The 12446-nt window shown below is 60.4% G+C and carries 9 protein-coding genes; 5 read left to right on the top strand and 4 right to left on the bottom strand.

Annotated features, from left to right (window positions below):
- Positions 1 to 21: 21 nt before the first annotated feature.
- On the top strand, positions 22 to 213 hold the full coding sequence (locus P9230_RS00155; protein WP_278116883.1) for a helix-turn-helix domain-containing protein: 192 nt from the start codon (positions 22 to 24) through the stop codon (positions 211 to 213).
- Between the two features lie 142 nt (positions 214 to 355).
- Here P9230_RS00155 and istB read toward each other — a convergent pair whose 3' ends face one another.
- The 3 genes from istB to P9230_RS00140 form a co-directional block, all read right to left on the bottom strand.
- Positions 356 to 1090 carry an IS21-like element helper ATPase IstB gene (gene istB / locus P9230_RS00150; RefSeq protein WP_278116881.1) on the bottom strand — a complete coding sequence of 245 codons (735 nt, stop codon included), beginning with the start codon at positions 1088 to 1090 and terminating at the stop codon, positions 356 to 358.
- Complete coding sequence (istA, locus tag P9230_RS00145; RefSeq protein WP_278118297.1) at positions 1032 to 2591, bottom strand: IS21 family transposase; 1560 nt, start codon at positions 2589 to 2591, stop codon at positions 1032 to 1034. Before istA ends, istB begins: the two co-directional genes overlap by 59 nt.
- 112 nt (positions 2592 to 2703) lie before the next feature.
- Complete coding sequence (locus P9230_RS00140; protein WP_278116879.1) at positions 2704 to 3006, bottom strand: hypothetical protein; 303 nt, start codon at positions 3004 to 3006, stop codon at positions 2704 to 2706.
- Positions 3007 to 3431: 425 nt separating this feature from the next.
- On the opposite strand from P9230_RS00140, the gene P9230_RS00135 reads away from it, so the two are divergent.
- The 4 genes from P9230_RS00135 (at position 3432) to P9230_RS00120 (ending at position 10237) form a co-directional block, all read left to right on the top strand.
- Positions 3432 to 3947, top strand: coding sequence for a hypothetical protein (locus tag P9230_RS00135; RefSeq protein ID WP_278116877.1), 516 nt, complete (start codon positions 3432 to 3434; stop codon positions 3945 to 3947).
- Positions 3948 to 4485: 538 nt separating this feature from the next.
- The gene (locus tag P9230_RS00130; protein WP_278116875.1) at positions 4486 to 4938 is read left to right on the top strand and encodes a DUF4440 domain-containing protein; all 453 of its coding nucleotides are present in this window, start codon (positions 4486 to 4488) and stop codon (positions 4936 to 4938) included.
- A gap of 243 nt (positions 4939 to 5181) precedes the next feature.
- Positions 5182 to 8544, top strand: coding sequence for an adenylate/guanylate cyclase domain-containing protein (locus P9230_RS00125; protein ID WP_278116873.1), 3363 nt, complete (start codon positions 5182 to 5184; stop codon positions 8542 to 8544).
- 352 nt (positions 8545 to 8896) lie between these two features.
- Positions 8897 to 10237, top strand: coding sequence for a (Fe-S)-binding protein (locus tag P9230_RS00120; RefSeq protein WP_278116871.1), 1341 nt, complete (start codon positions 8897 to 8899; stop codon positions 10235 to 10237).
- A gap of 309 nt (positions 10238 to 10546) precedes the next feature.
- Here the strand turns inward: P9230_RS00120 and P9230_RS00115 are convergent, their stop codons facing one another.
- Positions 10547 to 12298 carry an adenylate/guanylate cyclase domain-containing protein gene (locus P9230_RS00115; RefSeq protein ID WP_278116868.1) on the bottom strand — a complete coding sequence of 584 codons (1752 nt, stop codon included), beginning with the start codon at positions 12296 to 12298 and terminating at the stop codon, positions 10547 to 10549.
- Positions 12299 to 12446 lie beyond the last annotated feature (148 nt).

Below are 12446 nucleotides of genomic sequence, written 5' to 3'. Positions count from 1 at the left end.
TCGCTTTCCGGACGGACGCCGTTGATCACGTCGCCGAGCAGTTCTCCCAGCACCACGGCATCGTCGAATCAGCCGAAAAAGCTGAGCAAATCCGACCGCACGTCGATCCTCGACGCTGCCAGAGAACTGTTCGCCGAGCATGGCTATGACGGTGCATCGATACGCGATATCGCAGGCCGCGCCTCGATCGATCCGGCGATGGTGTGTCAATGACCACGGAATCGGGACCCTGGTTTTTCATGTAAAAGGGACCCCGGTTTGTGGTTAGTGAAGGGCACGCCGGTTAGCGCCCGATCAGGCGAAGCTGGTCTGGGTTGCGCAGCCTGATCGGGTGCGGCTGATTGGCTTTTCGACTTCAGCTTTGAGATCGGCTTTTGAAGCGCCAGGATTCGTTTCCAGTCTCGACGATCTCGCAATGATGGGTAAGCCGATCGAGCAGCGCGGTCGTCATCTTGGCGTCGCCGAAGACGCTTGGCCATTCGCCGAATGCGAGGTTGGTGGTGATGATGACACTGGTGCGCTCATAGAGCTTCGAGACCAGATGGAAGAGTAACTGCCCGCCAGCCTGGGCGAAGGGCAGATAGCCGAGCTCATCAAGCACGACGAAGTCTAGCCGGGTCAGGTGATCGGCAATGCGGCCCGGGCGGCCGGAGCGGGCTTCGGTCTCGAGCCTGTTGACCAGGTCTACGACATTGAAGAAACGCCCGCGTGCGCCGTTGCGGATGAGTGAGCGGGCAATGGCGATCGCCAGATGCGACTTTCCCGTGCCTGTTCCGCCGACCAGGACGACGTTGCGCTGATCGGCGACGAAGGCGCCGCCGGCGAGATCGCGGATCAGGGGTTCGTTGACCAGCGTGTCGGCGAAGTCGAAGTCCTCGATGTCCTTGGCCAGCGGCAACTTGGCGACCGCGAGCTGGTATTTGATGGAGCGGGCCTGCTTCTCCGATATCTCGGCCTGCAAGAGATCACCGACGATCCTGGGCGGCTCGTGCTGTCGCTTGATGGCGACGCCCATGATCTCGTCATAGGCGCTACGCATTCCGTAGAGCTTCAGCGCTCCCATCAGTTCCAGTACTTCGGTGCGTTCCATGGCCGTTCGTCCTCCTGAGACTGTCATAGCGGGCGCAGTCGGCGACCGGCTCGTGAGCCAGCTTCAGCGCCTGGGGAATGGAAAGGATCATGCCCGGCGCCGGATCGCGGCTGCGGGCCAAGATGTTGAGGATCACCGCCGCCGACGAGACGCCATGCTCGAGCGCTTCCTGGCAGGCGGCCTCGACCGCGCTCAATCCGTCGGTCAGGACGCAGGTGAGGATCGACACCATCTGCCGGTCGCCGTCATCGGCCGCCCTTAGCTTGCGGCGCACCTTCTCCATGGCTGATGGCAGAACCCATTCCCGGAAAGGCGCGCCGTTGCGCAGGCCGCCCGGTTTGCGGGCCAGCACCGGCACGTAGTGCCAGGGATCGTAGACGACCTCGTTGCGGCCGAAAGAGCGTGCATGCTCGCCGACGACCGCGCCATCCTGGCGGATGACGATGCGGTCGGCATAGGCATGGATCTCGACCGGCCGGCCGACGGCGCTCGACAGCACCGAGTATTTGTTGTTGTCGAAGCGCACCGTGCAGGTCTTCGACACCGATGCGGGAATGCAGTGGAAGTCGTCGAAACGTCCGGCATAGGGAATGAAGCTGGCGCGCTCTTCCTCGAACACCTCCCAGATAGTCCGATCCCCCTGCTCGGGATGGCGATGCGCCTTGGCGTAGGCGACGCATTTGTCGGCCAGCCAGCCGTTCAAATCCTCCAGCGTCTTGAAGCGCAGCCTCGGCGTGAAGAAGCGCTCGCGCACCAGACCAACCTGGTTCTCGACCTGACCCTTCTCCCAGCCGGCCGCCGGCGTGCAGGCCTCCGGCTCGACAAGGTAATGCCCGCACATCTGGGCAAAGCGGCGGTTGTAGCGGCGATCCCTGCCGATGAAGATCGCGTCCACCGCCGTCTTCATGTTGTCGTAGATGCCGCGCGTGCAGGCGCCACGGAAGAAGGCGAACGCCCGGTCATGCGCGTCGAACACCATCTCCTGCGTCTCGCGCGGATAGGCCCTCACGAAGAACATGCGGCTATGGCAGAGCCGCATGTGCGCGACCTTCACTGTGACCGTCACGCCGTCGAGCAGGACGATCTCGTGGCTCCAGTCGAACTGGTAGGCCTCGCCGGGCGCAAAACTCAGCGGAATGTAGGCCTCGGCCGCGGCGCTGCCGCGATCCGCCTCCCAGCTCTGAGCATGCCGCCATACCGAACTGTAGCTGCCGTCATAGCCGAGGCCGCGAAGCTCCTCGAAGATTCGGATCAGTGTCAGCCGCTCCCGCTGAGACTTGGCCGCATTCGCCGATAGCAGCCGATCCAACTCGTCACGCCAGGCGCCCATCCGGGGATAAGGTTGATGCTTGCGCTCGTAGCGGAACTCCGTCTCGCTCGAACGCAGAACCTTGCGCACCACCTTCCGGGAGATCCCCAACTCCCGGCAGATCGCCTTGATCGACTTCCCCTGCACCAGCGACAAGCGCCGTATCTTTGCAATCGTCTCCACGACCAACATCCAAAACACAAATGCCTCCGATCAAACCGGAGGCATCTTGATGACCCCATCGTTAAGGGGTCCCGTTTGGACGAAAATCACCCCTCAAACAGGGTCCTCATTCCACGAAAAATCACACCTGAAGACCGCGATGACGCATGTTCGTGCTGACGCTGAAACGCAGCCGGACACGCTTCAGCCGGCGCTTTTCTTGCGCCTCGAGCTTCTTCTGGCGGCGCAATTCCGCCTGATATTCCACATGTTTGCGCGCCGCTTCCTTGCCGGCTAGATACTTCAGCCAGCGATCGAACGTGCACTTCCAAAGGCCGTGCTGACGACAATAGTTCGTCCGATCCAGACCGCTCTGACGCCATGCCTCGATGTGAACCAGCCACCAGGATTGCCGCGCGGCGTTCTCGAAATGTCTCAAATTCATCGGAGATCCTCCATGCTACGAAGGAACCCCACATGCTGCGATTTTGCACTATCCGCATTGGGTGCAGGGACCGGACGCTTACTCACCAAGTTGCGATGGCAAGATAAAAGCCCGCACATTGCGCGCTCGTACGGTCGTTGTATTTCAGTGAGTTACAAGGAAATTTCGCAATGTGTGCGCACTACCTGCACATCGCGGCAAGGATGATTCCTGAATTATATCCGTTGTTTGATGCAATGTGCGGTTCCTCCATCATCGGCAGGGGTTGAAGCCGAGAAGGGGCGAGTCCGAAGCGGAGCCGCCTGGCTCGGCCATGGGCTATCTATCCTGACATGAGTGCGCGAGCCGTCGTGCTACGGTACCCGGGATGACTCGGCATGAAAGGAAGAGGAGAGGTCACCACGTCCAGGATCAACCGCCGCGCCTTGCTGTTCCATTCCGGCGCCGCCGTCTTCGCCTCGACGGTGGCGGAAACGGGTCGCGCGCCTGAGCCGCCGCACCAATTCCGAGTGCCTCCCAACACGTTGCGGGCACTGATCGAAGCGCACATGACGGCATACGTCGGGTTCGTCAGGGCAGTCCATGAAATGGGTGGCAGCAGCGGTGACTGCGACAGGGCAAGCCGGGAGGAGGACAAAGTGCTGCTGGCTGTCTGCGCTTATCCTGCGGTCAGCGATGGCGATCGCTTCGCCAAGGCCCGATACCTTTTAGAGATCGAAGCCCGCGGCGAACTCGACCTGCCCACAGTACATTCAGGCTCTTCTTCGCTCGACGATGTCGAAGACATAAGACTGGCCGCGCCGGTTAGCGCCCCTGTCCACTCAAAGTTGGCCGTCTCGCTGGCAGTAGCGCGTCGAAGCTTCACCGGTCTCCGCTTTGCGCCGCATTGCAGCCCGTCAAGGCCGCCTCCGCTGCTTTCCAAAAGCAGACATCACAAGTGAACGCTCCCTGGTGTGCCGGACGAGACTGAGCGGGTTAACCTGATGGCCTACTTGCGTACACTGAAGCGACAAGCCGATCCCGCTACCCTGACCCCTGGTCGAACCCTGCCGGAGCTGGGTTAGGGGTTCGAAGCCGGTGGGACTGGCGTAAAGAACACCGTGTCAATGACGAGAAGCCATCGACAGTCGTATCGCTGATTGGGATGTCGCCGTTTTGCCCCTCGCGTTTGCTTTTCACATTAGTGAATGCTAAAACGCAAGCTGAGGGCGCGCATCCTCAGCGCAAAGTATGACTGGCCATGTGGCCTGCCGGTGCTCTGTGATGACGACCGTGATTGCCGTTTGGCAACTTCGGTGCACGACGATACGCACGGCTGGCCAGCGTGGTGGCCACGGCCGCTGCCCGTCACGGCGATGCGGTCGCCAGGGAATGCGCGGGATACTAGATCGACGTCATGATCTTGCGGCCGGGCGACCACCAGAAGGTCGTGTGATACCCTCAACGGGGACCAACTAGAGACCGACACGGGAGGAGCAAATGACTTTCAAGCATTGCCTGCTGGTCGGTGCCGTCACGTTGCTCTGCTTCGGATCTGCCCAGGCCCAGTCTGTGAAAGAAGCCATTGAATCCGCTAATGCCGAGTTCGTGAAAGCATACAACAGTAAGGACGCAGCCGGGGTCGCATCGCACTACGCGGATGATGCGGCTGCATTCCCGCCAGATATGGCGCGGGTCGACGGCCGCCAAAATATTCAAAAGTTATGGCAGGGCGCGATCGATATGGGAATATCGGAGCTCGCGCTTACCACGCGTGAGATCCAGGAAAGTGGGGATTTCGCTTTTGAGTCCGGGACTTTCTCCCTCAAAGCACCGGGCAAGGATTCGAAGCTCGTGGATGCCACCGGGAAGTATGTAGTGGTTTGGAAGAAGGGACAGGACGGCAGCTGGAAGCTCTACCGGGACATATGGAACTCCGATCCCGGGAAATGAAGGTTAGCATTCGATGGGGGCGCCTTATGATCACTATCATCGGCCCTTGCCAATTTCGTGGAGGTCATTTGCAGCTCGGCACCCAAGCGGATCACTCCGGGGAGCACAGGGTAAACTAGGCCTTGCGGCTGTAAGCCGTCACACCTCGCGGCGGTACCGGAGCTCTCAAAGCCGATCTCCTTCGAAATTCCCGGAACTTGAGTTAATATCGCGTGCCGAGGTACGGCCCTTGGGGGAACTGTCGTGGACATTGCCGCTTGGTTGCGACATCTCGGGCTGGAGCACTACGAGCAGGCGTTTCGCGACAACGCGATCGATGCCGAAGTTCTGCCCGAGTTGACCGACACCGACCTCCAGCAACTCGGCATTCTACTCGGCCATCGCAAGCGGCTCCTCAAGGCAATCTCAGAGCTCGGGCGGCCCACAGACCGCTCCAAGCCGAGCACTGTCGAGACCAAAATTCGACCTGGCGCCTCGGAACTGGTTGCCGAGCGCCGGCAGCTGACGGTCATGTTCGTTGATCTCGTTGGTTCGACGGCGCTCGCGTCGCGTCTCGATCCAGAGGATCTGCGTGAGATCATCGGGGCGTACCATAGCTGCGCGGCCGACACGATCGCCAGCTTCGGCGGCTTTGTTGCCAAGTACATGGGCGACGGCGTGTTGGCGTATTTCGGCTACCCGCAGGCACACGAAAACGATGCGGAACAGGCGGTGCGCGCTGGCCTCGCTCTCGTCGACAATGTCGGACGACTCGCGCTGTCCGAGGCATTGCGGGTTCGCGTCGGCATCGCCACCGGCCAGGTCGTCGTTGGCGATCTGATCACCGCCGGTGAGGGGCAAGAGCGAGGCGTCGTGGGCGAGACGCCAAACCTCGCCGCCCGCCTGCAAGCTCTTGCCGAGCCCGACGCGGTCGTGATCGGCCCGCAAACGCGGCAGCTCCTCGGCGATCTTTTCGAATACCGCGACCTTGGCGACTTGGAAGTGAAAGGCTTTCCGGAGCTGATCCATCCCTATCAAGTGGCTCGTGAGAGCGCTGTTGAAAGCCGGTTCGAGGCGCTGCATGGCGCGATGCTCACGCCGCTGGTCGGGCGTGAGGAGGAGGTCGACATGCTCCAGCGCCAATGGCATCGCGCGAAAAGCGGGGAAGGTCGGGTGGTGCTGTTGTGCGGCGAGCCTGGCATCGGAAAGTCGCGCCTAGCCATCGCGTTGCAGGAGCGGATCCAGAATGAGCCACACACCCGCTTGCGCTATTTCTGTTCGCCGCACCATCAAGACAGCGCGTTCCACCCCACCATTGCGCAGCTAGAACGTGCTGCCGGGTTGGAGCGCGACGACCCGCCTGATAGGAAGCTGGATAAGCTTGCGGCCCTGCTCGCCCCGGCTTTGCCGGAGGACGGGGCGCTGCTGGCCGAGCTGTTGTCGTTGCCGACCGAAGGTCGCTTCCCGCCTCTCCAGCTCACGCCCCAGCGTAAGAAAGAGAAAATCTTCGATGCGCTTCTCCGGCAGCTCGAAGTCCTGGCGAGACGAGCGCCGGTGCTGATGCTCTTCGAGGATGTGCATTGGATTGACCCCAGCTCGCGCGAACTGCTCGACCTAGTCATCGAGCGGGTGCAGCGCCTGCCAGTGCTGCTTCTCCTCACGTTCCGCCCCGAGTTTCAACCGCCGTGGACGGGGCAGGCGCACGTCACGGTTCTTGTTCTTAATCGGCTCGACCGTCGTGAAGGCGCTGCGCTGGTCCAGCGGGTCGTCGGTACCGGAGAGCTGCCGAGCGACGTTGTCGCGGAGATCATCGAGCGCACGGATGGGGTGCCACTGTTCGTCGAGGAGCTGACCAAGGCTGTGCTGGAGGGCGGCAACGCCAGGACATTGCTCTCAAAAGCTGCTGCGACTGCGTTGAACGTGCCCGCCACGCTACATGCCTCGCTGATGGCGCGGCTCGATCGCCTCGGTTCAGCCGTTAAGGAGGTCGCACAGGTCGGCGCGGTTCTCGGTCGGGAGTTCTCCTACGAATTGCTGGCAGCGGTCGCACAACGAGATGCTGCTGAGCTTAATGACACATTGGATCAGCTCGTCGGCGCCGGTCTGGTGTTCTGCCGCGGGACGCGGCCGCTGGCCACATACCTGTTCAAGCATGCGCTCGTTCAGGACGCAGCGTATGGCACGCTGCTGCGCGCTAAACGCCAGGAGCTACATAAGCGAGTCGCTGACGGTTTGGAGGAAAAGTGGCCAGAGATCACTGAAGCGCAACCCGAACTGCTCGCGCACCATCTTCAGGAAGCGGGGGATTGGGCGAGCGCGGTCGATCACTGGCAAAAGGCGGGAGGGGCCGCTCTGGCCAGAGCGGCTACCCGGGAGGCCGTGTCGCACTTTGCCAGTGCTATTGACTGCAGCAGGAGACTTGGCGACGTCCCCGGCGGCGCCGAACGGGTGACACGTCTCCATCTTGCGCTGGCCAATGCCTTGATGCAGGCAGAAGGGTATCGTTCTGAGCGCCTTGGGAAGACGCTTGAAGATGCACGTCTTGCAGCCGCGAAGACTGCATCGGTCGAATTGCAATGTGACGTTGCGCTTTCACTCGCTCCATTTTTTTATGCCGCTGGGCGCAATCAGGATTACCTGACCATAGCCGAAGAGCAGCTCGAAAACTGTGCCGATCTCCTTCCAACGGCCCATCTGAGTGGTCTTTGGGCAACAAAGGGGATCGCTCATTCCAACCGGGGAGAAGAGCCTCTGGCAGCGGAGGCCTTGCGGAAGGCCTTAGATCTGATTGATCGGGTTGACCCAAGTCATCGTATTTCGTTCGCCGGTGCGGATCAACGTGTCTCTGCCCAAGCATATTTCAGCGAATCGCTCATCATATTGGGTTTCTTTGATGCTGCAGTCGAAGAGAAAGAGCGCCTGATGCGCAATTGCGACCAGCTCGATAAGCCTTTCGACCTCGCGTGGAATCTTCTCGTGCAGTGCCAATTGTGCGCGCTGCTCGGTCAATACGAGGAAGTACTCGATAACGCTACGAAGATCATCGAGATTTGCGAACTGCATGGCTACACGGCCCGTCGAAGCAGCGGCATCAGGTGGCGCGGCCATGCCCGCTCGCATCTAGGAGAACTGGACGAAGGTATCGATGACGTCCGAGAGAGCATGATCGTTTGGCGTGGGCAGGGCGTCGTATTTCATACACCTGAGAAAACATGCGAACTTTGCGATCTTCTTCTGCGGGCCGGTCGCCTCAAGGAGGCATCGCAGATGCTTGATGATGTCGATACCCTCGTTTTCGATACAGACGAAGCGAGCTATCTGGCAGAATGCATGCGGCTCCGTGGCCAAATCGCCGCGGACAGTGGTGACTTAGCTGGTGCCGCGCGCCTATTCGAAACAGCGATTGCTACTGCCCGTCGGCAGCAAGCAAGATTCTTCGAGCTGCGCGCCACAACGCAACTAGCACCAGTTCTCGCGCGACAAGGTCGCGTCAATGACGCCGAGACGCGGCTACGATCCGTGATCGAGGCGTTTGAAACCAGATATCCAGTCGTCGACCTCATCGCAGCGCAAAGGGCGCTGGACTTGCTGTGTCAAATGCGACGCAAGCGCCCCCGTCTAGACTAACTGTAGTGGAACGAGGAGTGAGACGCACGACGCCGGAAAGCAGACATTGTTGAAGGATTATGACGCGGCCGCGATTGCCACCCGGCTCCCGTCATTCCGGCAAGCCCGCCGACGCAAGCCCTCCTTCAGATGATTGTGATCTTTATTCTGCCCGTACGCAGGTCGTGATATCCAGTACTTCATGCTGGAGTACTTTAAGTTCTTTCCATTAGGCTGCGGACCTCACTTCGCACGGTCGAGCGAGTGCGGCGGAGGACGAACGCCTGTCCTTCAAGATTGCCGGTTCTTATGCTAATTTACGAGCCGCCAATGCTCGCGTACGGCCCATTCTTCAGCAGGCTAGGAGCGCGCGATGCCCCCGGTGAACGAGACATCCTTCGAGACGGCTCTGGGCGAACGTGTCCAGGATATGGTTGACGCTTGCACGCGATGTGGCAAGTGCGTTGAGGTTTGTCCAAGCGTAGCGCCCGCCGGCATCTCGGACGCGAGGCCCGGAGACCTCATCGGCGGTGTTCTCGATCTTGTGCGAAACGGTAGCGGTCCGGAAGCGTCCCGCAAATGGGCAGCCGCTTGCATGCTCAGTGGAGAATGTATCAAGGCGTGCGATTACGGCGTCAATCCGCGCTTTCTCCTCGCAATGGCACGCCTCGGTGTTGCGAAGTCCGACAAAGAGCTTACTGAGAGACGCATGATAGCCGTCGAGAGGTACCGCGAGGTCAGCCGCGGTGTGACGATGCTGTCGCGCTTGCAACTCGAGACGGAAGTCCTGGAACGGCTCGGCCAAAAATCAGCGTCGGTATCCATGCCCGCCGAGCCGGCGGATTTCGTGTTTTACACCGGCTGCAATGTGCTGAAGACGCCGCACATTGCCTTGCTTGCGCTCGATATCATGGATGTGCTCGGCGTCACTTACCGGGTCATGGGCGGTCCCAGCCATTGTTGCGGCATCGTGCAGCTCAAGTCCGGTGATGCCGAGATGAGCGGTCGCATGGGGTCGAGCTCGATGGAGAAGTTGTCGCACTCTAGGTTGGGACAGGTAATCACCTGGTGTCCGACCTGCTACGTTCAATTCACGGAAACCATCCTGCCGACAGTAGAACGACAGCGCGGCTCCCGCCCGTTCGAGATGAACCCATTCCTAAGATTCCTCGGCCAGCGGCTGGCGCAGTTAAAGCCGCATCTCCAGCACAGGCTCGAGATGCGCGTCGCGCTGCACAAGCATCCTGGCGTAGCGGGGATCGTGGAGGCCGCCACCGAAATCCTTAAGATGGTCCCCGGAATCTCGCTTGTCGATCTGAACCAGCCGGCTGTGGGTCTGCAGAGCGTGCATGTCGGTGTGCTTCCAAAGTTCAAGCGCGAGCTGCAGCTGAGAGAACTTGAAGCGGCGCGTGCTGCGGGTGTCGACGCCTTGGTTGCGGTTTATCATTCCGATCATCGCGAACTGTGTGCCCACGAGCGCGATTGGCCATTCCGCATCATCAATATCCTTGAAGTGGTTGGTGAAAGCATGGGGCTGCATCGGCACGATCGCTACAAAGAGCTCAAGGTCATGCAAGACGCCGATCAGATCGTCAACGAGTGTCGGGACCTCATAGCAAAGCATTCCCTCGACCCCCAAGATGCTCGTAATTTCGTTGTCAGGGTGCTCTTGGGCGATCAGCCGCTTCCTCTGAAGACCAGCACGCCAGGTTGAATTTTGGCTTCCTGGCCAACGTATCGTTTGGGGACCGTGGCAATTTGGTCGGTTCCGGAGGAGGCGGTGCTGTCAGCTGTGGGGCGCGCTTTCTACGCATCGGGCAATCAGACACTTAGCTTGGATACGGATTGCCGACTGGCTTGATATCGAGCAGGCGGAGCCCCAATCTCCGGCCCAGGCGACGAGTTAGGATCAGGACCTCTCATGTACGGCGTCCTGCGGCGATTTGTGCCGGGCCAACGCAACCTGCGGGGCTGTCTTTTGCGATCCCGGTGCTTTCCCAACTTGCTGCGCCAGCCCGGAGCGCTATTCCGGCAAACCCGCCTTTCTCAAACCTTCTGAAAACAGAGCCATATCGGCCGCGCGCCTGATTGAAACGACCTCGGCGAGATTGGAAATTCGTTCGCTAGGGTCGAGGGCGAGAATTCGCCTCACCACCTTTTGCGCATCCTCGGTCCGGCCGGCGAGAGCATAGCTTGCAGCGGCGAAGCGCAACGACGCCAAAAAGTCCGGCTTTTCCCGTAGCGACCTTTCCGCCCAAGATGATGCCTCCTCAAATCGACCAGCCAAGAGATGAGCCATTGCAACCGCATTCAGCATATCGAACATGAACGGGTCGACTGGACTCATGCGTATCGCGGTAGCCAAGCGCTGGAGGGCGCCTTCCGTATCACCGAGGTCCGCTCTGACCCAGCCGCTGAATAGCCACGCGGTAGCCAGGTTCGGATTGAGCGCAAGCGCGCGATCAATAAACGCTGCCCCGCTATTGTAGTCGCCAACGACAAACGCGAGCGCTTCCCCGCCCAGTGAGAGCGCAACCGCGTCATCCCTGCCCAAATCCACTGCCTTCAGAGCCAGACGTTCTGTTTCGACGGTTTCCTGCTCACGATCGGCCATCCAGCCGTTCGCCTTGCGCATGACAGCACAGAACGCGGCCATGCCGTATGCCGAGGCGAATTCAGGGTCGAGTTCGATGGCTTTGTAAAACAACTGAAGGGCGTTCGCGGTGGATTCCCTGGTCAATTGGTGGAGGCTTGCTATTCCGCGCAGATAGTAGTCGTAGGCGTCAAGGTGCTCGGTCGGCTTGCGCTTGGCCCGCTCGATCTCTGCCTGTTCCAGTTTCGGAGCGATCGCTCCGACGACGCTCCGGGTCACTTCCTCCTGCAGGTCAAAAATGTCCTCTAGCCCGCCGTCGAAACGGTCGGCCCATAGATGTGCTCCCGTTGTCGCGTCGATAAGCTGCCCGGTGATACGAACTCTGCTCGCCGCTTTGCGCACGCTCCCTTCAAGGACGTAGCGCACACCAAGCTCGCGTCCGACCTGCTTGATGTCCACCGCCCGGCCCTTGTAGGTAAAGCTCGAGTTGCGCGCGATGACGAACAGCCAGCGCGTCCGGGATAGCGCGGTGATGATCTCCTCGACCATGCCGTCAGCGAAGTAGCCCTGCTCGGGGTCGCCACTCATGTTGTCGAATGGCAAGACCGCGATGGACGGTTTTTCGGGAAGCGTCAGCGCTACCCTTGTGGAGGATAGCGAAGCGGGTTTCGCTCGACTGACCCGATAGGCTCGCACCGCCTCCACGATGTTGTGGACCTGATGGCTGCCGAGGTCGTTGTAGGCATAATCCAGTTTGCCTTTGACCTGCTCGTAGACGTTGCTCGCGATGCAGACGCCGCCAGGTTCTGCAAGCTTCTCGAGCCGCGCGGCGATGTTCACGCCATCACCGTAGATCGTATCGTCCTGTGCAATCACGTCGCCCAAATTCACGCCCATGCGGAAAGTCATGCGCTTGTCTTCGGGCAAACTTGCATTGTGAGCGGCCAATACCTCCTGAGCTTCGACCGCACACTGCACCGCGTGGACTGCACTGGCGAATTCGACAAGAAGGCTGTCGCCAGCGGAACCGACGATGCGTCCGTGCGACTCTGTGATCTTGGGCTCGATCACTTGGGCGAGAAGTCTCTTCAGATGCGCAAGCGTGCCAACCTCGTCGGCTCCCATGAGGCGGCTGTAGCCGACGACGTCGGCAGCAAGGATTGCGGTGAGGCGTCGCTCCATGCTCGTGTCCTGCCTGTTCCGTAGGCCGAAGCTCCGGGCGGTGAGCGTATTCCAGTCCTACCTCCAATGCGAGCGTGCAGTGCCGGAGCCGATAAAGTGCGACCGCGCTAGAGGTCGCGTCTAGCCAGAGAGCCGCCGTTGCGTATAG

It is taken from the genome of Mesorhizobium sp. WSM4887, assembly GCF_029625865.1.
Classification (GTDB): Bacteria; Pseudomonadota; Alphaproteobacteria; order Rhizobiales; family Rhizobiaceae; genus Mesorhizobium.
Note: the sequence above shows the minus strand (reverse complement) of the source record. Positions and strands in the feature narration are given on the sequence as shown.